Annotated in this window: 17 protein-coding genes and 2 rRNA genes; 3 read left to right on the top strand and 16 right to left on the bottom strand. The window is 61.9% G+C overall.

Translation table 11 applies throughout. The features are described from left to right. Positions 1-27 precede the first annotated feature (27 nt). Both VFJ08_RS00790 and VFJ08_RS00785 read right to left on the bottom strand, forming a co-directional pair. Entirely contained in the window at positions 28-726 is a 699-nt protein-coding gene (locus VFJ08_RS00790) for a CoA pyrophosphatase (RefSeq protein WP_324994151.1), read from the bottom strand. Continuing rightward, on the bottom strand, positions 704-1,228 hold the full coding sequence (locus VFJ08_RS00785) for a hypothetical protein (protein WP_324994149.1): 525 nt from the start codon (positions 1,226-1,228) through the stop codon (positions 704-706). Before VFJ08_RS00785 ends, VFJ08_RS00790 begins: the two co-directional genes overlap by 23 nt. A 51-nt stretch (positions 1,229-1,279) precedes the next feature. Here VFJ08_RS00785 and VFJ08_RS00780 point away from each other — a divergent pair, with 51 nt between their 5' ends. The 3 genes from VFJ08_RS00780 to VFJ08_RS00770 all read left to right on the top strand — a co-directional run bounded on the left by VFJ08_RS00780 (position 1,280) and on the right by VFJ08_RS00770 (position 2,743). After that, positions 1,280-1,549: a hypothetical protein gene (locus tag VFJ08_RS00780; RefSeq protein ID WP_324994146.1), complete on the top strand. Its 270-nt coding sequence runs from the start codon at positions 1,280-1,282 to the stop codon at positions 1,547-1,549. 104 nt (positions 1,550-1,653) lie between these two features. Then, entirely contained in the window at positions 1,654-1,953 is a 300-nt protein-coding gene (locus VFJ08_RS00775) for an SCP2 sterol-binding domain-containing protein (RefSeq protein WP_324994144.1), read from the top strand. Positions 1,954-1,957: 4 nt separating this feature from the next. Next, positions 1,958-2,743, top strand: a complete 786-nt coding sequence (locus VFJ08_RS00770; RefSeq protein WP_324994142.1) for a class I SAM-dependent methyltransferase — start codon at positions 1,958-1,960, stop codon at positions 2,741-2,743. 24 nt (positions 2,744-2,767) lie between these two features. Here the strand turns inward: VFJ08_RS00770 and VFJ08_RS00765 are convergent, their stop codons facing one another. The 14 genes from VFJ08_RS00765 to VFJ08_RS00705 form a co-directional block, all read right to left on the bottom strand. After that, positions 2,768-3,292 carry a gamma carbonic anhydrase family protein gene (locus tag VFJ08_RS00765; RefSeq protein ID WP_324994141.1) on the bottom strand — a complete coding sequence of 175 codons (525 nt, stop codon included), beginning with the start codon at positions 3,290-3,292 and terminating at the stop codon, positions 2,768-2,770. A 46-nt stretch (positions 3,293-3,338) separates the two neighbouring features. Further along, positions 3,339-4,019, bottom strand: a complete 681-nt coding sequence (gene tsaB, locus VFJ08_RS00760; protein WP_324994140.1) for a tRNA (adenosine(37)-N6)-threonylcarbamoyltransferase complex dimerization subunit type 1 TsaB — start codon at positions 4,017-4,019, stop codon at positions 3,339-3,341. A gap of 38 nt (positions 4,020-4,057) precedes the next feature. Continuing rightward, positions 4,058-5,998 carry an ATP-dependent DNA helicase gene (locus VFJ08_RS00755; RefSeq protein ID WP_324994138.1) on the bottom strand — a complete coding sequence of 647 codons (1,941 nt, stop codon included), beginning with the start codon at positions 5,996-5,998 and terminating at the stop codon, positions 4,058-4,060. Continuing rightward, positions 5,995-6,429, bottom strand: a complete 435-nt coding sequence (locus tag VFJ08_RS00750) for a tetratricopeptide repeat protein (RefSeq protein ID WP_324994136.1) — start codon at positions 6,427-6,429, stop codon at positions 5,995-5,997. The genes VFJ08_RS00755 and VFJ08_RS00750 overlap by 4 nt, the downstream gene beginning before the upstream one ends. Before the next feature lie 178 nt (positions 6,430-6,607). Further along, entirely contained in the window at positions 6,608-9,025 is a 2,418-nt protein-coding gene (gene mrcB, locus VFJ08_RS00745) for a penicillin-binding protein 1B (RefSeq protein WP_324994134.1), read from the bottom strand. Positions 9,026-9,087: 62 nt separating this feature from the next. After that, positions 9,088-9,834, bottom strand: coding sequence for a phosphate signaling complex protein PhoU (gene phoU / locus VFJ08_RS00740; protein ID WP_324994132.1), 747 nt, complete (start codon positions 9,832-9,834; stop codon positions 9,088-9,090). 32 nt (positions 9,835-9,866) lie between these two features. Beyond that, positions 9,867-10,634 (bottom strand): phosphate ABC transporter ATP-binding protein PstB, encoded by a 768-nt coding sequence (gene pstB, locus VFJ08_RS00735; protein WP_349256923.1) that lies wholly within the window; start codon positions 10,632-10,634, stop codon positions 9,867-9,869. 153 nt (positions 10,635-10,787) lie between these two features. Continuing rightward, a complete protein-coding gene (pstA, locus tag VFJ08_RS00730) occupies positions 10,788-11,621 on the bottom strand; it encodes a phosphate ABC transporter permease PstA (protein WP_324994128.1) in 834 nt (277 codons plus the stop codon). Then, positions 11,618-12,604: a phosphate ABC transporter permease subunit PstC gene (pstC, locus tag VFJ08_RS00725; protein ID WP_414707024.1), complete on the bottom strand. Its 987-nt coding sequence runs from the start codon at positions 12,602-12,604 to the stop codon at positions 11,618-11,620. Before pstC ends, pstA begins: the two co-directional genes overlap by 4 nt. Positions 12,605-12,734: 130 nt before the next feature. Then, positions 12,735-13,790: a phosphate ABC transporter substrate-binding protein PstS gene (pstS, locus tag VFJ08_RS00720; RefSeq protein ID WP_349256922.1), complete on the bottom strand. Its 1,056-nt coding sequence runs from the start codon at positions 13,788-13,790 to the stop codon at positions 12,735-12,737. Between the two features lie 69 nt (positions 13,791-13,859). After that, positions 13,860-14,090, bottom strand: coding sequence for a hypothetical protein (locus VFJ08_RS15675; protein ID WP_349256921.1), 231 nt, complete (start codon positions 14,088-14,090; stop codon positions 13,860-13,862). 262 nt (positions 14,091-14,352) lie between these two features. After that, entirely contained in the window at positions 14,353-16,404 is a 2,052-nt protein-coding gene (locus VFJ08_RS00715; protein WP_324994124.1) for a glycoside hydrolase family 3 protein, read from the bottom strand. Between the two features lie 263 nt (positions 16,405-16,667). Further along, positions 16,668-16,783 (bottom strand): 5S ribosomal RNA (gene rrf, locus VFJ08_RS00710). A 67-nt stretch (positions 16,784-16,850) separates the two neighbouring features. Further along, a 23S ribosomal RNA gene (locus VFJ08_RS00705) occupies positions 16,851-19,630 on the bottom strand; the annotation flags it as partial.

The following is a 19,630-nucleotide window of genomic DNA, read 5'->3' as shown; positions in this document are numbered from 1 at the left end:
TGAAACGAATCCGCTTTAGCCGCCCTTTCACTCGCCCTGGGCCACGGCGAAATCGCGTTGCCGGACCCGTGCCACGCGTCGAACCAGCTCGATCAATATGGCCGCGGTTGCGCCCCAGATATGGTCATCTTGGAAATCGAGTGAATAAATGAGCCGCTGGGCGCCGTCTCGTACCCGTCGCGTCGTGCGGTAATTCGCCGGTTCCAGCGCATGCGCCAGAGGCACGCTGAACAGTCGCGCGACTTCCGCGCCGTCCGGCTCGAGCCGGACGCCGGCGTCGATCCAGGCGACATGCGGCGTGATTCGGAAACCGGTCGTCGTATGATGCGGCGGCAACTGCCCGATCAGATGCACGCACCGACTGTCGAGACCGATTTCTTCCCGCGCTTCGCGCAGCGCGGCCGCGGCCGTGCCGGAATCGCCCGGCTCCACCCGGCCGCCGGGAAAACTGATCTGGCCGGGGTGGTGCTTCAGATCCGCGGCGCGCTGGGTAAAATAGACGCCCGGTTGCTCACCGGCCTCGACCGCGATCAGAACCGCTGCCGGCCATCCGCGCTCGGCGGCGGGCGGTAAAACCGGAGGCTCAGACCCGCGTGCGACTGAGTCGGGTTCGATCGCCAGCGCCTCGCGTAGCAGCCGTCCCCAGGGATCTGGCCAAGGACTTGGCCAGGAACTTGGCGAGAGGCCGGGCGACGATTCACCGTCAGGACTTGAGTTTTTCGGCATGGGCCCGGGTCAGCGCTTGAAAACGCGGCGTCAGCCCGTCGTCGGCATACATCGGATCGCCCATCTCATCGTAGCCGGAGATTTCATCCCCCGGCTGGTAAGAAAAGGAGCTGGCGATATCGTCGAGCGCGCAGGCCAGCAGATCGGTGATGATCCGTTCGCGCGTGAGGCCGGGAAACATCTCCACCAGCGCTTCGATTTTGGCCGCGTCGTAAATCGGCAGCTGTACGTCGTAGGTCTGATCGGTACGCGGCTCGCCCGCGCTCGACTGCCAGTGTGACACCAGCTCACTTATCTTCATTCCGCTCTCGCTCCTGTTGTCGCTGGCTGCGTGCTCGCCGCGGCTATCGGCCGCGAAGCACTTGAAAATCAAGGACGAACATGCGCCGGCCTTGATTTTCGGGTGCGTTGAAAACAGCTGACATATCAGCTGTTTTGATGCCAGGTTAATAAGATAAAGCCATTGTCGTACCCCGCATGTTACGCCAAGCTTCGCCTGCACGTTGACCTCGCCCGGGGCCGCTGCTAGCTTTGCGCCACTCAACGAGCATCCATGAAATTTATGGCCAAGTCGGAAAAAACGTGGAGTCTCAAGGAAATAGATCAAGAGCGTGAGAGCACGAAGGGCACGGCGTTCCTCGCGTTCAAGCAACTCAAGGAAGGTTTTGACGAAGGCCGCGACTTCTATTACTTGTGCGCGTCCGAGGACGGCGCGGAAATCGACAAATTACGCGCGGCCGGCCGGATCTACGAGACCACGGTCAACGCGATCCTGCTCACCGAGGCGGGTTATTCGGCGGTGACCAATTATCTCGACAGCTGAACCGGTAAACGCGATATACGCTGGCAAACGCCACCGCCGTCGCGCATCATAACGGGCTAACCCGATGTGCCAGCCCCGGCCCGATGCAAGACGCGCGCGAGCTTTTGACCCAATTGCCTTTGTATTTCAAACCGGAGGCGGCCGGCGACCTGTCCATGACCGCCCAGTACCTCATTCGCCATCCGGTCTATATCACTATCGATAACGGCCGCTGCACGGCACACGAAGGGCTGGCCGAAAATCCGGACGTCACCCTCAAGATTCGCGACGATCATCTGATCAAGCTCATGACCGGGCGCATGCGCGGGCTGACCGCATTCCTCACCGGGCGGCTCAAGGTCGAAGGCAACTATCGGCTGGCGCAGAAGCTGCAGCAGGTCTTCGATACGTCGAAGCTGCGCTAGCATCGTGGCACAGGCCGGTACGGCGCGGCCCGTCTGGGTCGTCGACGCAGACGACGCCGCTTGCGCGATCGACCGCGAACGCGCGGCCGAGCTTGGGCTGAAGTGCGTCACGCGGGCGCCCGAGGCGGGCTTTTATATCGCGCGTGACGAACATGGGCTGGCGCTTCACCACGCCGCGGACGCAGCCGGCGCCGCCCTGCGCTGTGCGCTCGCCGATCCGACCGAACTTGCCAATCGCCAGACCAGCCGCCAGGCCGGCGGCCGGCGATCGCCGTTGGCCCGCGCTTTCGGCCTGCATCGTCATCCGCCCGCGCGCGTTCTCGATACCACCGCGGGGCTGGCCCGCGATGCCGCGACGTTGGCAAGTCTGGGCTGTGAAGTCACCGCGATCGAACGTCAGCCGGTGCTCTATGCGTTGATCGCGGACGCGACTCATCAGCTCGATCTGTCAACGCAGCCACCCGGCTGGTGGCCTCACTGGCATCCGCCCATTTATGCCGACGCTCGCTGCTGGCTTGCCGAATTCCCGGCGGCAGCTTTCGACGCGATCTATATCGATCCCATGTTCGCCAGCCCGCGACGCAAGTCGGCCCCGCAAAAAGCGTTGGCCTGGCTGGCCGAACTGGCCGGTCGCGACGACGACGCCCCGGCCCTGCTCGATATTGCCCGGACGCGCGCGGCCCGGCGCGTGGTGGTGAAACAACACGCCCGGGCCGCGCCGATCGCGCCGCCGGACCTGCAAATACGCGGGCGCGCGATCCGCTTCGATATTTATCTGACGGCCAGCTGACGGCCGGCGCCTGAGCGCGGCACTTCAAACCGGCTGCATTTCCACCAGAAAACGGCGATAGTTTTCGACATAGTGCGCCGCGCCGTGGCCGAGCGCTTCGATTTCCTCGGCTTCAAGTTCGCGCTTGACGCGCCCCGGCGCCCCCATGACCAGGCTGTTGTCGGGAATCGTCTTGCCTTCGGCAATCAACGCGCCGGCGCCGATCAGGCAATTCCGCCCGATGGTGGCGCCGTTGAGGACTACGGCCTGAATGCCGATCAAGCTGTTGTCGCCGATGGTGCAGCCGTGCAGCATCGCCTGGTGGCCGACGGTGACGCGGGCGCCGAGCGTGAGCGGATAGCCCGGATCGGTGTGCAGCACACAAGCGTCCTGTACGTTGCTGGCCTCGCCGATCACGATCGGTTCCTGATCGCCGCGAACGACGGCGTTGAACCAGATACTGGACCGTTCGGCCAGGCGTACACGGCCGACCACGGTCGCGTTCTCGGCGATGAAATAATCACCGTTGGCAGGCACTTCGGGCGCAATATCGCCCAGCCGATAGCGCATGGGGCTCTCCTGTCGTTTTTACCGTGCCGCTCGCGGTGTCGGTTTCTCACGAAATTCCGGCCGGTTTTCGCGCCACATCGTCGCGTACATAGACCGGCAGCGCGGCCGCGGCCGGCGCGCCTTGCCCGGCGGCGAGTACCGGCCATGCCAATCGCGCAACGTCGATCGCATGTGGCAAGTCCGCGGCGACCGGCGTCGCGGCAAGATCCCGGGCTGCGAACACCAACGGCCAGCCGTTGCCGGCCCGTAGCGTCGATTGTACGGGTTCGAGCACGAGATCGGCGGGGACGATGACGCGTTCGTCCGTATCCGGCGTTGGCATCGTCTCGCGGGTGAACGTGGCGGTATAGATCTCGCCCATACGCGCATCCTGGACCACCTGCACGCGGCGGGCCTCGGGTGCGCGATCGAATGCGCGCGCGGCCAGCGCGGCCAGCGTGGAAATCGCGACCACCGGCAGATTCGCGCCGCCCGCCAAACCCTGCACGAGCCCGGCCGCGATACGCAGACCGGTAAACGCGCCCGGTCCGCGCGCGAAGCCGATACCGTCGATATCGGCGAGGGAGAGCGCATTGTCCGTAAGCAGCGACTGCACGGCGGGCAGCAAGCGCGCGGCGTGCGCCCGCGGCGCGATCTCGAAAATCTCCTGCGCCTGCGCAGGGCGATCACTGTCGAACAGGGCCGCGGATAATGCTTCGGTGGACGCGTCCAGCGCGAGTATTTTCATAAAAAAGGGGTCATAAGGAGGAGGTCATGAGCAGGAGGTCATGAGGAAGAAGTCTCGAAGGCGGATGACGCCAACGCGTCGACAAATGCACAGGCCGCGCTGCGGCTGCGCGTGATCGCCATCGGCGGCAGGCTCGCGCGGATGATGCCGCCGTAGCGCGCCGTGAACAGGCGCGGATCGCAGATCGCCAGCACGCCGCGATCCTCGGCATCGCGAATCAGCCGGCCGACGCCCTGTTTGAGCATGATCACCGCCTGCGGCAGCTGGTAGTCCATAAACGGGTTCTCACCGGCCGACTTCATCGCCTCGAAGCGCGCGGCCAGCACCGGGTCGGCCGGCGAGGCGAACGGCAGCTTGTCGATCACGACCAGTCGCAGGCCGTGGCCGCGCACGTCCACGCCTTCCCAGAAACTGCTGGTCGCGACCAGGACCGCATTCGTATCGGTACGGAAATCCGCGAGCAGGCTGGCACGCGGCGCCTGGCCCTGAACCAACGGTTCGAAACCCGCCTCGACCAGCGCTTGGCCGTAGCGACGCACCGCGCGATAACTGGTGCAGAGCACAAACGCCCCGCCCTCGGCGGCGTTGATCAGGGCCACGATCTCCTCGACCGCGGCCTCGTCGAAATTCGCCGCCGACGGCGCCGGCATGCGCTGGGGCGAATAGAGCAGCGCGTTGTTCTCGTAGTCGAACGGGCTGGGCAGGATCTTCGATTCGACGTCGTGCAGCCCGAGCCGGGCACAGAAATAGCCGAGATCGTCTTTTACCGACAGCGTCGCCGAGGTGAAGATCCAGGCACTCGGCGTGGATTCCACTGCGCGCGCGAACGGCGTGGCGACATCCAGCGGCGTGCTGTGCCAGATCCAGCTCGCGCCCCGGCGCTCGATCCAGCTCACGCGCTCACCGTCCTCGGCGACCACCAAGGCCAGTCGCGCACGCAGGTCGAGCGCGCGGCGCGCGACCGATTTCAGCCCTTCGCTGCGATCGGTCGCCGGGTCGAGCGCTTCGTCGAGCGCGCCGAGCGCTTCGATCAGCGTATCGCGCGCGGCCTCACGTTCCGGGCTGCTTGCCTCCGACCAGCTTTGGGTCATCGCGCCCTGGCCCAATCCATGGCCCAAACTCTCGGTGAAGGCGCCTTCGCTATCGCCAAGCGCATCAAAACGCGCCGCCAAGCCGGGCATGTCGCCGCCGAGCGCCTCGAGCTCGGCGCGCCCGTCGCGCACCAGATCGCGCAGTTGGCGCGACGACACCGCTTGGCCGAAGAAGCGGCCGGCGATGTCCGGCAGTTTGTGCGCCTCGTCGAGCACGATCGCGTCCGCGCCGGGCAACACCTCGCCAAAGCCCGCTTCGCGCACCGTCATATCGGCAAACAGCAGGTAATGATTCGCGATTACGAGATCGGCGGCCTGCGCTTCGCGCCGAGCGTGCAGCACCCAGCACTGATCGTAGAGCGGGCAGTCGGTGCCGAGGCAGTTATCGGTCGTGGAGGTGATGCGCGGCCACAGCGCATCGCCGTCGCCCGGATCGCCGAATTCGCCGATGTCGCCGGTTTTCGTACGGCCCGCCCACTCGCGCACCTTGCGCAGCCGGGGCCCCAGATACAGGTCGCCGCTGGTTTCGGCCAGCTCCAACCGATGCAGACACAGATAGTTCGACCGGCCCTTGAGCACTGCCGTGTGCGCACTGCGCCCGAGCACTGTCTGCGCCAACGGCACGTCCTTCTCGGCGAGCTGGGTCTGCAGGTAGCGCGTCGCCGTGGATACGATCACCTTACGGCGCGATGCGAGTGCGGGCAGTAAATAGGCGAGCGTCTTGCCCGTGCCGGTGCCGGCCTCGACCACCAGGCGGCCGCTTTCGTCGATCGCGCGCGCGACCGCGTCGGCCATCTCGGCCTGGCCGGCGCGCGGGCGATACCCGGGCAACACGGCGGCAAGCGCCGCGTCGTCCTCGAACAGCGCGGCGCCGGTCGCCGCCGTCATTGATCGTATCGTGAAGCGGCCCGGCGGAAATTGACCGCCCGCGCGCTGGCATCCTGTGCGCCCTGCTTATCGCCGGCCTGACTGCGGGCTTCGGCAATTAGCCGCCAGTTATTAGCCTCGACAAACGGATTGTTGTTCGACACGCCGTTGGACTTCATCGCCATCTGCTCGGCCTGTCCCGGCTGATCCTGGGCCAGGCGAACAGTCGCCAGACGCTGATAGATAAAGGGATTGCGCGGGTCAAGATCGAGCGCGCGTTCCAGCGTCGCGGCCGCGGCATTCATATGCCCGGCATTGGCCAGGGTTTCGGCGCTGCCCAACAGCGACATCACCGCCGGGCTGCTGACTTCCGATGCGCTTCTGGGCGGCGTTTTCTTCGGCTGTTGCGGCACACCGGGGTTTTGATAGCCGCCGGTCGTTGGCGGCGGCATCGGCGTAGCTCTGCCGGGTTGGTACACCGGCGGACTTTGGGGCGGATTTTGCGGCGGCGGATTGCCCATAGTGCCGGATCCGCCACCCGGCTGGGTAGCACAGCCGGCGATCAGAACAAGCGCGCCCAGCGCGAGAAGCGGTCTTGTCTTATCCATACCAGGCAGAGATTGGTCCATATCAGAACAGACGTTGGAACCAGTTGCCCTCGTCTTTTTTCCGCTGCTGCCGGTGACGCGCATTCTGGCTCATGATATCGGTATCGCAGGGGGCGAGCCCCTGCGGCACGTAGCCCTTGATAAAGGGTACTTTTACCGCATTCGGACAGTTTTGCCTATGGTCGTACAGCGCGTCGGGATTCGGGCCCAGTCCCTGGTTGATCGCGTCCGGGTCGAACATCAGTCTGAGCGGCACCTCGGCGATGCTGCCGGGTGGCGTGTTGATAATGCCGCGCGCATTGATATCGTCCATGATGTGCGACCAGATCGGTAGCGCGCCGACCGCCCCGGTCAAATGCGCGGATTTGTTGTCGTCGCGTCCGACCCAGACCACGCCGACACGGTTACTGCCGAAACCGGCGAACCAGGCATCGCGCAGATTGTTCGTGGTACCGGTTTTGCCGGCCATCTGCTTCGAGCGGTCGAGTATGCGGTACATGCCGGCGCCGGTGCCGTAACGGGCGACCCGCTCCATCAGCCACTGAATCATATAGGCCGGGCCCGGTTCCACGACCCGATGGATCTCGAGCGGATAGCGGTTGAGCGGCTTGCCGGTGCGCGTGGTGACGTCGCGAATCGCCCGCAGAGGCGTGTAGTAACCGCCGTTGGCCAACGTGTTGTAGATCTGTGCAACCTCGAGCGGGCTCATCCCGACCGCGCCCAACGCGAGCGACGGCACGGCCAGTGGATCGCCGCGATAGCCGAGATCGTGCAGCGTTTGAATGATGTTCGGAATGCCGACGTTGAGCGACAGCCGCGAGCTGGCCACATTCAGGCTATGCTCCAGTGCGTAGTACAGCGGCACGTCGGTGCCGTGGCTGTGGCGCGAGTAGTTTTGCGGCCGCCAGATGTCACCGTTGGCGAGTTTGACTGCCAGCGCCGAATCGTCGAGCGGCGTGATCGGATTGTATTTCGAGGGGTTCTCGATCGCGGTCAAATAATCGACCGGCTTCATCAGCGAGCCGATCTGGCGGTGCGCATCGAGCGCGCGGTTGAAGCCGGCGTAACCCGGATTGCGACCGCCGACCAGCGCCAGCACCTTGCCGCCCTCGACGCTCGTGACCACCGCCGCCGCTTGCAGGCTGTCCTCCTTGATACCGTGCGCCTTCTCGACCCGCGTCAGCCCCTGGCTGACCGCCTTCTCGGCCGCGGCCTGTACGCTCGGATCGAGCGTGGTGAAGATACGCAGGCCCTCCTCGGTAAGATCGGAGTCCTTGTACTGACCATGCAGCTGGTCACGCACCAGATCGATGAAGGCGGGATACTGTGTGTTGCTGTGCGCAGAGCTGCTGGTCACACCCAGATCGGAGGCTTTGGCCTTCTTCCAGGCTTTGTCCTTGAGAAAGCCGGCGTCGTGGAACATGTTCAGCACGAGGTTGCGGCGCTGCTTGGCGCGCTCGGGATGGCGTCGCGGGTTGTAGTAACTCGGTCCCTTGACCATCGCCACCAGCAGCGCGATTTCCTGCGGTTGGAGTTCCTGCACCGGCTTATTAAAGTAGAAATAGCTGGCCAGCCCGAAGCCGTGGATCGCGCGCGCGCCGTCCTGGCCGAGATAGACTTCGTTTATATACGCCTCGAGGATTTCGGCTTTCGAGTAGTGCGCGTCCAGCAGGATCGCCATCAGCGCTTCCTTGATCTTGCGGCCGATGGTCTGCCGGTTGCTCAGGTAGAAGTTCTTGACCAGCTGCTGGGTGATCGTCGATCCGCCCTGCACGATTTCGCCGGCGCGCAGGTCCGCCCACGCGGCCCGTATGATCGCCTCCGGCGACACGCCCCAGTTGGTCATGAAATTGCGATCTTCGACCGTGATCAGGCCCGCCGGCAGCATCGGCGGCACATCGCCGAGCTTGACCAGGATACGATCGGAGCCCTTGGTCGGATAGATGCTGCCGATCAGCATCGGATCGAGCCGGATCAGCGCGAGCTTGCCCTTGCCGTCGATCGCCTTGATCGAGGCTACGCCGGCATCGTTGAACGACAGTCTGATCTCGCGATCCGGCTGGGTGCCGTCCCAAAACTGGAACTGGCGGGTATGGATCGAAAGCGTCGATCCCGAGGCCTTGAACGTGCCCTGGTCGTCGATCGAATCGGCCTCACGGTAGCCCTGCCGCTCAAGCCTATGCTCGAGCTCGTGCTCGGACAAATCCAGGCCCGCATAGAGTTCCAACGGGCTTGCGTAGACCTTGGCCGGCAGCTTCCAGCGTGTGCCTTCGAACTTCGATCGCACTTCATGATCGAGGTGGACCATGTAGAGCGCCAGCGCGGCCGCGCACGCACAGAAGATTAGCGCCAGATACGGCAGCAGGCGCCGAAACCAGCCGCGCGGCTTACCGCGGCGAGGCTTGGAACGCTTGCCGGATTTACGAGATTTCTTCGCCAACGGGACCATCCACGCAATTGGACCGCGCAGATAGTACCAAAGCCGGGCCCCCGAAGCGTTCGCTATCCGCCGGCGCGCTCGCCGCGCTGTCCGCGGCTGACTTCCTTCTCCAGTTCTTCCATGCCGACGTGGCGCACATCGCGGCCACCGACGAAATACACCACGTACTCGCCGATATTGGTCGAGTGATCGCCGATGCGCTCCAGCGCCTTGATCGCCCACATCACGTCCAGCATGTGCCGGATCGTGCGCGGGTCTTCCATCATGAAGGTGATGCACTGACGCATGACGCCCTCGTACTCGCGGTCGACCTCGGTGTCGTGCTGGGCCACCGCGAGGGCGGCTTCCGTATCCATGCGCGCAAACGCATCCAGAGCGTCGCGCACCATTTCGCGGACATGACGGCCGAGGGCCTCGATCGGGCGGAAGGCGCTGGTCGGACGTTCCTGCCCGGCGAGCTGCGTGGCCATGCGCCCGATCTTTTCGGCCTCGTCGCCGATACGCTCGAGGTCGGTGATGGTCTTGGCGATGGCCAGGATAAGACGCAGATCGCCGGCCTGCGGCTGACGCCGCGCCAGGATCTTCGTGCATTCCTCGTCGATCGCCACTTCCATGGCGTTGATTTTGTAGTCGCTGCGCGCGACTTCCTCGCCCAGCCCGCCGTCGCCGTCGACCAGTGCTTTCACGCCGCCCGCGATTTGCTGTTCGACCAACCCGCCCATGGTCAGCACGCGCTCGCGTATGTCCTCGAGTTCGACGTCGAACTGCTTGGAGGTGTGTCTCTCGATGCCGATTTTGTCCAGTTCCATAATGACCTCGCCGCCCGTGCGCGTAGTCCGGATCAGCCGTAACGGCCGGTGATGTAGTCTTCGGTGCGCTTTTCGCGCGGATTGGTGAACAGCGAATCGGTGTCCCCGTACTCGACCACCTCCCCGAGATGAAAAAACGCCGTATAGCCCGCCACGCGCGCCGCCTGCTGCATGTTGTGGGTCACGATAACGATCGTGTAATCCCGGCGTAGCTCGTGGACCAGTTCCTCGATCTTGAGGGTGGCGACCGGATCCAGCGCCGAGGCCGGTTCGTCGAGCAGCAGCACCTCGGGCTTGACCGCCACCGCGCGGGCGATGCAGAGCCGCTGTTGCTGGCCGCCCGAGAGCGCACTGCCGTTGGCTCTGAGCTTGTCCTTGACCTCGTCCCACAACGCGGCCTTGCGCAACGACCATTCGATGCGCTCGTCCATCTCGTGACGCTTGAGCTTTTCGTACAGACGCACGCCGAAGGCGATGTTGTCGTAAATGCTCATGGGAAACGGCGTGGGCTTCTGGAACACCATGCCGATCTTCGAGCGCAGCCTATTCAGATCCACGCCGGGGTCGAGCAAATTCATGCCGTCCATCTCGATCGAGCCTGAAGCCTTATGGCCCGGATACAGCTCGAAGATGCGATTGAAGCAGCGCAGCAGCGTTGACTTGCCGCAGCCCGACGGGCCGATGAAAGCCGTGACTTCCTTGTCGACGATATCCACGTCAATATCCTTGAGCGCATGGAAATCCCCGTAATGGAAGTTGAGATCGCGCACGGCGACCTTACAGGGGTTGTTCTTGGCCACGACGCCGGCAGTCTTCCGCGCGTCGGCCGGCGATGACTCGTGTTGTGGCGTCTGACGGCGATCGGCCGCCTCGTAGGTGTTGCGCGCTGTCACCGACGGTGCCGTGCCCGGGGAAAGCGAATCGGCCGAGGAACTGGCCATGTGAGTGTTCTCCTACTTGTTCGGGCGGAGTACGAGCCGCACCAGAATATTGAGCGCCAAGATTGCGAAGGTAATGAGAAACGCGCCGACCCAAGCCAGATGATGCCAGTCCTCATAGGGGCTGAGCGCGAACTGGAAGATCATGATGGGCAGGTTCGCGATCGGCTGGAGCAGGTCCGTGCTGAAGAAATTGTTGTTGAGCGCGGTGAACAGCAGCGGCGCGGTTTCGCCGGCGATCCGGGCAACGCCCAGGATGATGCCGGTCACAATGCCCGAGAGGGCCGCCCGGTAGACGATCCGGGTGATGATCTTCCAGCGCGGAATGCCGAGCGCCGCGGCGGCTTCGCGTAACGTGTCCGGCACCAAGGCCATCATGTTCTCGGTGATGCGCACGTTGAGCGGAATCACGATCAGCGACAGCGCGATGCCGCCGGCCAGCGCCGAAAAATGTCCCATGGACACCACGATAATCTCGTACACAAACAGGCCGAGGATGATCGAGGGCGCCGACAACAGCACATCGTTGAAAAACCGCACCAACGCGCCGATTTTATGGCCGCGCCCGTATTCGGCCAGATATGTGCCGGCCAGAATGCCGATCGGCGCGCCGATCAGGGTCCCCACCGCGGTGACGATCAGGCTGCCCACAATCGCATTGGACAGCCCGCCCGACCCGCCCGGCGGGGGCGTCGGCTGGGTGAACACGGACCAGTCGATATAGCCGATGCCGTGCCCGATCAACGTCCATAACAGCCAAGCCAGCCAGAACAGGCCGAACAGCGTGGTGGCTACAGCCGCCGTCATGTTGAAGCGGTTGACGAGCTTGCGTCGCCGATACAGATTCATGGCCGTTGTCCTTGTCGCGCGGAAAGCCGCAGCAAAAGCAGCCGCGCCAGCACCAGCACGACCAGCGTGATCACGAACAGAACCAGTCCGAGTGCGATCAACGCCGAGGTGTACAGGCCGCCGGCGGCTTCGGTGAATTCGTTGGCCAGCGCCGCCGAAATGCTATTGCCCGGATAAAACAGCCCGGCATGGATGCTGTGTGCATTGCCGATCACGAAGGTCACCGCCATGGTCTCGCCCAGCGCCCGGCCCAGCCCCAGCATGATGCCGCCGATCACGCCGGTTTTGGTATACGGCAGCACCACGCTGCGCACCACTTCCCAGGTCGTGGCCCCCAGCGCATAGGATGACTCCTTCAGCACCGGCGGCACGACTTCGAAGGTATCGCGCATAACCGCGGTGATGAACGGAATCACCATAATCGCCAGAATCATCCCGGCCGTGAACACGCCGATACCGATCGGCGGACCAGCGATGATCAGCCCGATCAGCGGCACCTCGCCAAACGTGTCGAGCAGCCAGGGTTGAACATATTCGGCCAGAACAGGCGCAAGCACGAACAGCCCCCACATGCCGTAGATAATGCTGGGGATCGCCGCCAGCAACTCGATCGCCGTGCTTACCGGCCGCCGTAGCCAGAGCGGCGCCAGTTCGGTCACGAACAGGGCGATACCGAAACTCACCGGCACCGCGATCAGCATGGCCAGCGCCGAGGTCACGAGCGTGCCGAAAATCGCCACCAGCGCGCCGTATTCGTCGGTGACCGGATTCCACTGCGTGCTGGTCAGAAAAGCGAAGCCGAATTTTTCCAACGCCGGCCAGGCGCCGATCAACAAGGAAATCGCGATGCCGCCGATCAGCGCGAGCACGATCAGCGCGGAAACCGCGGTCACGCCGTGAAAAATCCGGTCGCCCAGGGCGCCGCTCGGGCGCCGTTCAGCGGCCAGCGCGCGGCCCGCTTGCGCGGCTGTCATCTCGCTCACCTGGATCTTCCCCTGGGATGCCGAATACCGGTAGCGCGGATCATGTCATGAAAACGGCCGGCTAGAAGCCGGCCGCCGCCCGTGGATCGGTACTGTAATACCGGGCGATTACAAAGCGTCGGCGCAGCCACTACTGCTCCGGCGGCCAGAGCGGCGCACCGCTGACGCCCTGCATCGCGGCATGCCATTTCCGCTCGACCAGCTTGACCACGTTATCCGGCATCGGCACGTAGTCAAGGCTTTTCGCCATTTGGTCGCCGTTGTTGTAGGACCAGTCGAAAAACTTGAGCGCGGCCTGCGCAACTTGCGGCTTGGCCGGGTTTTTGTACATCAGAATGAAGCTCGCGCCGGTAATCGGCCAGCTCTTGGCGCCCGGCTGGGCGGTCAGCACCTCGTAAAAGCCCGGTGCGTTCTGCCAGTCGGCGTTGGCCGCCGCAGCCTGGAAATTGGCCGAGGTCGGCTGCACGAAATTGCCGGCCTTGTTCCGCAGCGCCACATAAGTCATTTTGTTTTGCAGCGCATAGGCGTATTCCACGTAGCCGATCGAGCCGTCGATGCGCTCGACGTAGGACGCCACGCCCTGATTGCCCTTGCCGCCAACGCCGGTCGGCCAGGCGACGGCCTTGGCATGGCCCGGACCGTTTTTCCAGGCATCGCTGATCTTGGACAGATAGCTGGTGAAAATCCAGGTCGTACCGGAGCCGTCCGAGCGGTGCACGACGGTAATCTGCTGGTCCGGCAGATCGAGGTCCGGGTTGAGTTTCTGGATTGCCGGATCGTTCCATTGGGTAATCTTGCCCATATAGATCTTGGCGAAAGTCTCGCCGTCGAGCCTGAGCTGGCCGGGCTCGATGCCCTCGACATGCACCACCGGCACCACGCCGCCCATCACCATCGGAAACTGGATCAGCCCGTACTTATCGAGTTCGTCTTTCTTGAGCGGTGCATCGGAGGCGCCGAAGTCGACGGTCTTGGCCTCGATCTGCTTGATACCGCCACCGGAGCCGATAGCCTGGTAGTTGAGCCGCACGCCGGTCTTGTCCCGGTAGGCCTGCGCCCACTTCGAGTAAAGCGGATAAGGGAACGTCGCGCCGGCGCCGGTGATCTGATCAACGGCCGCGTGGGCCGGCCCCCAAATCGATAACGCAGCGACGGCCGCAACCCACGTTCTACTGGAATTCTTCAATCGCACAGGATTCTCCTTTCACGTGTATCGGCATCACGGGCGGCTCTGTGGTCGATCCCGCCGGAGTCCTTACGATAGGCGCGAATTATGACACCCATGTGACATCGAGGCGCCCCCGGCTGGCGCCGTACAGGTCGGGGCGAAGAACCCCCTCACCCAGCCGCCCCAGCCGGAGGCGACCGCGATACACTGCTTGCCGTCGACGCTGTAGGTGATCGGATTGCTGTGGATGCCGCTGCCGGTCTGGAATTGCCAGAGGAGCTTGCCGGTGCGGGCGTCGTAAGCGTTGAATCGGCCGATCGGCTCACCGGCGAAACCAAGTGGCCGGCTTGATAGCAGACCGAAGGTGACGCCGAACTTGCGGCGAGAGCGCCATATCCAGCGCAGTACGAGCCATGGATTCGCGGTGCCGGTCGGTGCGTCGCCATAGCTAGGAGACGCGTGACGACCGACTGTATGTGGATGTCAGGAAGCCCGGCCGCTTCAGACGGCCGGGCTGTCATGTCACCGGTTTTTCGTTGGATGGTGGGGCCATTCGTACCCGAGTGGCGCCACCGTTTTCTCAACCGGCTTGCATTACGGTTTTACAGGCTTTCTCTCGTTTCGTTACCGGCAGATTGTTTCCGACCGCGCTGGCCTGACCATAGCGCAGACCGTAGCCGAACTCGAAGAGCGGGTCGTAATCCTCGGCATCGATATCGGCCATACACGGTCCGTTGGGCCAACTGAAAGGGAGCTTACCGGTGAAATCGTACGCAATTTCCCCGGTGTCATCGCGGAACAGCACATCGGCAACACCGGCGCCGGCGCTGCCGGGCAACCACGCGGCTACGAACGCATCGGACAGGTTCAGCAATGCATTCGTATAGAGCGGCCGGCCCGACACCAGAACCGTCACCACCGGAATGCCCGCGTCGTGAATCCGCTTGACTACGGCAAACTGCTCCGGATAACTCTCGGCAAAGCTCAGCGTGTCCGCGCCGGCTTTCCCGATGCGGGAGTCTGCGGCGATATCGCCCATGAACTCAGCGTAGGGGGGCTCACCGACGACCACGATCGCAACCTTGTCCGTACTCGCGTCGACGCTCGAACCGTCGGTGTCCAAGCGCGCATTGGGAGCCTGGGCCTGAATCCCTTCCCAGATTGTATGGCCGACCGGGAGGTCCTCATCGGTGTTGTCCGTTCCCTGCCAACTCGATGTCCAGCCACCGGCCTGACGCTTCATGCTGTCGGATGACTTACCGGCCACGAGCACTTGGGCCTCGGAATCGAGAGGCAGAACATTATTTCGATTCTTCAACAACACCAGCGATTCGCGCACTGCCTTGCGGGCCAGCGCCAGATGCTCCTTCGAGCCCAACAAGTCGGTCTTTCCGGCGAGCGGCCGCTGCGCCGGCGGTGCGGCGTCAAACACGCCAGCCCGGATCTTCACCCGCAAAATCCGCGATACCGCATCGTTGATCCGCGACATGGGTATGACGCCGTCCTTGACCTGTTGCACGGTGCTGGCGATGAAGTCTTGCCATTCGTAGGGCACCATGAAGACGTCGATACCGGCATTGACCGCCTTGGCGCAGCTGCTGTTCGTGCAGCCCTCGACCTGCCCGATCGCGTTGTAATCGGAAACGACCAAGCCATCGAATCCGAGCTTGTTTTTCAACACGTCGGTAATTAAGTGCTTTTGCGCACTCATTTTTTGCCCGTTCCAACTATTGAAACTGACCATGACCGCCTGCACGCCGGCCTTGATCGCCGAGAAATAAGGGGGGCCGTGGATTTCGGCCAACCGTTCCTCGCTGATCTGGGTATTACCCTGGTCATTGCCATTCGTCGTTCCGCCATCGCCGATATAGTGCTTCGCGGTCGCGATAACGGTGTCGTCCTTGGTCAGGGTGCCTTGCAGCCCCTCGACCGCATCATCCGTCAGCTTTGCTACCAGCTCCGGGTTCTGGGAATAGGATTCGTAGGTGCGTCCCCAGCGGATATTACGAACGACGGCAACCGTGGGCGCAAAAGCCCAGTCCAGGCCTGTCACGGCGACTTCCTCCGCGGTGGCCTGCGCGATCGACTTCACGAGATCTTCGTCGCGGGTCGCCCCGAGGGCTATATGATGCGGGAAGATCGTGGCACCATACACGTTGTTGTTTCCGTGCACGGCATCGATCCCCCATATAAGCGGGATACCGCTACTACTTTCCAGCGAGGCGTTGAACAGCTCATTGGCCAGGTTGACCCAAGCCGAGACCGGGGCATGCTTATCCCCATCGCCGTTATAGCTGCCGGGCCAGGTACCGCCACCGCTCAAAACCGTGCCGATATTGTATTGCTTGACTTGTGCAGGCGTGATCGCATCGATCTGGGGCTGCGTCATCTGACCCACTTTTTCCTCAAGAGTCATGGAATCAACCATATCGGCGATTCTCGATTCCATGTTGACTCCGTCCGGCGAGGGCGGTTCTGCCTTCAACGCCGGCCATATCGAACTCTGGCCGTCATCAATCGTGACGTCGGTGTCATCCGAATCATTACAGGCGCCGAGCAGGATGACAGCCGTCATTCCGAGCCCCCCGACCAGCCAGCGGCATGCGATTTTCGCGCGGTCGTTTACTCTCATTTTTCGCCATCCTCCCTTAATATTTTTTTGCCAGTCTTTATGGCTATGTTTTTTTATGGCTACGCTCAAAGGCTTCACCGCTAGAGCTAGCTGAAACCTCAAGCATCTTAGAGCCTTAAACAAATCGACGCTGTCTGTCAAGGCAGTTGAAAGCGGGTCTCACTGCGACGGCGCAGATTTGCCGGCATGCCCAGTTGCGCCCGCGGTTCGTGATTAGCGCGCATAAAAAAAGCCCCGACGGGTTGTCGGGGCTTTGGGTAAGAGCCTGGCGGTGACCTACTCTCGCATGGGGAGGCCCCACACTACCATCGGCGCTGAGTGGTTTCACTTCCGAGTTCGGAATGGAGTCGGGTGGTTCCCACGCGCTATGGCCGCCAGGCAAACGGGTACAATCAGAACGTAATCGAACACTGCCACGCGCCGCGCCAAAAGCGCTTGAGCGTTATATGACCAAGCCGCACGGGCCATTAGTACCAGTTAGCTGAATACGTTGCCGTACTTACACACCTGGCCTATCAACGTCCTCGTCTCGGACGGCCCTTGAGAGTCCTCTAGGGACTGGCGAGATCTCATCTTGAGGGGGGCTTCGCGCTTAGATGCTTTCAGCGCTTATCCCGTCCGTACGTAGCTACCCGGCAATGCGATGGGCATCACAACCGGAACACCAGAGGTACGTCCAACCCGGTCCTCTCGTACTAAGGTCAGCTCCTCTCAAATCTCGAACGCCTACGGCAGATAGGGACCGAACTGTCTCACGACGTTCTAAACCCAGCTCGCGTACCACTTTAAATGGCGAACAGCCATACCCTTGGGACCTGCTTCAGCCCCAGGATGTGATGAGCCGACATCGAGGTGCCAAACTCCTCCGTCGATGTGGACTCTTGGGAGGAATCAGCCTGTTATCCCCGGCGTACCTTTTATCCGTTGAGCGATGGCCCTTCCATACAGAACCACCGGATCACTAAGACCTACTTTCGTACCTGCTCGACCCGTCGGTCTCACAGTCAAGCACCCTTTTGCCTTTACACTCGGTGCGCGATTTCCGACCGCGCTGAGGGTACCTTTGCACTCCTCCGTTACTCTTTGGGAGGAGACCGCCCCAGTCAAACTACCTACCATACACTGTCCCTGATCCCGATAAGGGACCCAGGTTAGAACCTCGAACATTTCAGGGCGGTATTTCAAGGGGGGCTCCACGCCGGCTGGCGCCAACGCTTCCAAGCCTCCCGCCTATCCTACACAAAAATATTCAAGATCCAGTGCAAAGCTGTAGTAAAGGTGCACGGGGTCTTTCCGTCTTGCCGCAGGAACACTGCATCTTCACAGCAATTTCGATTTCACTGAGTCTCGGGTGGAGACAGTGTGGCCATCGTTACGCCATTCGTGCAGGTCGGAACTTACCCGACAAGGAATTTCGCTACCTTAGGACCGTTATAGTTACGGCCGCCGTTTACCGGGGCTTCGATCCAGAGCTTGCACTCCATCACTTAACCTTCCGGCACCGGGCAGGCGTCACACCCTATACGTCCACTTGACGTGTTTGCAGAGTGCTGTGTTTTTATTAAACAGTCGCAGCCACCAGTTTATTGCAACCCCTTTCCGCTTCGGAGGTGAACTCCTACACGTACCAGGGGCGTACCTTATCCCGAAGTTACGGTACCAATTTGCCGAGTTCCTTCACCCGAGTTCTCTCAAGCGCCTTAGAATACTCATCTCGCCCACCTGTGTCGGTTTGCGGTACGGTCTCCATGTGACTGAAGCTTAGAGGCTTTTCCTGGAAGCAGGGTATCCGCGACTTCGCCCTCAAAGAGGACTCGTCATCACGCCTCAGCGTTGACCCCCCGGATTTACCTAAGAGATCCGCCTACACGCTTAAACCGGGACATCCAACACCCGGCTCGCATAACCTTCTCCGTCACCCCATCGCATCACACAGAGGTATCGGAATATTAACCGATTTCCCATCGACTACGCGTTTCCGCCTCGCCTTAGGGGCCGACTCACCCTGCGCCGATGAACGTTGCGCAGGAAACCTTGGGCTTTCGGCGAGCGGGCTTTTCACCCGCTTTATCGCTACTCATGTCAGCATTCGCACTTCTGATACCTCCAGCAGCCCTTACAGGCCACCTTCGCAGGCTTACAGAACGCTCTCCTACCACGCCGGCATTCCGAAGAACACCAGCGCCCGCAGCTTCGGTGTACAGTTTGAGCCCCGTTACATCTTCCGCGCAGGACGACTCGACCAGTGAGCTATTACGCTTTCTTTAAAGGATGGCTGCTTCTAAGCCAACCTCCTGGCTGTCTATGCCTTCCCACTTCGTTTGCCACTTAACTGTACTTGGGGACCTTAGCTGGCGGTCTGGGTTGTTTCCCTCTTGACGCCGGACGTTAGCACCCGACATCTGTCTCCCGTGAATGCACTCTTCGGTATTCGGAGTTTGCTATGGTTTGGTAGACCTGAACGGCCCCCTAGCCATGACAGTGCTCTACCCCCGAAGGTGTGTCACGAGGCGCTACCTAAATAGCTTTCGGAGAGAACCAGCTATTTCCGGATTTGTTTAGCCTTTCACCCCTACCCACAGCTCATCCCCTAATTTTTCAACATTAGTGGGTTCGGACCTCCAGTGGGAGTTACCCCACCTTCATCCTGGCCATGGGTAGATCATCCGGTTTCGGGTCTACACCCAGCGACTGAACGCCCTATTAAGACTCGCTTTCGCTACGCTTTCCCTAAATGGTTAAGCTTGCCACTGAATGTAAGTCGCTGACCCATTATACAAAAGGTATGCCGTCACCCCAGCAAGCTAGGGCTCCGACCGCTTGTATGCATGCGGTTTCAGGATCTATTTCACTCCCCTCCCGGGGTTCTTTTCGCCTTTCCCTCACGGTACTGGTTCACTATCGGTCGATTACGAGTATTTAGCCTTGGAGGATGGTCCCCCCATCTTCAGACAGGATTTCACGTGTCCCGCCCTACTTGTCGTACCCCTAGTTCTTTCACGCTGTTTTCGTCTACAGGGCTATCACCTGCTATGGCCGCACTTTCCAGAGCGTTCAGCTAACAACACAGATAACACGTACAGGCTCTTCCCATTTCGCTCGCCACTACTTTGGGAATCTCGGTTGATTTCTTTTCCTGCGGCTACTTAGATGTTTCAGTTCGCCGCGTTCGCTTCACATAGCCTATGTATTCAGCTATGGATACTCCATACGGAGTGGGTTTCCC

It is taken from the genome of Salinisphaera sp. (assembly GCF_035690525.1).
Classification (GTDB): Bacteria; Pseudomonadota; Gammaproteobacteria; order Nevskiales; family Salinisphaeraceae; genus Salinisphaera.
The sequence above is the reverse complement of the archived record's forward strand: the minus strand, read 5'-3'. Positions and strand labels throughout refer to the sequence as shown.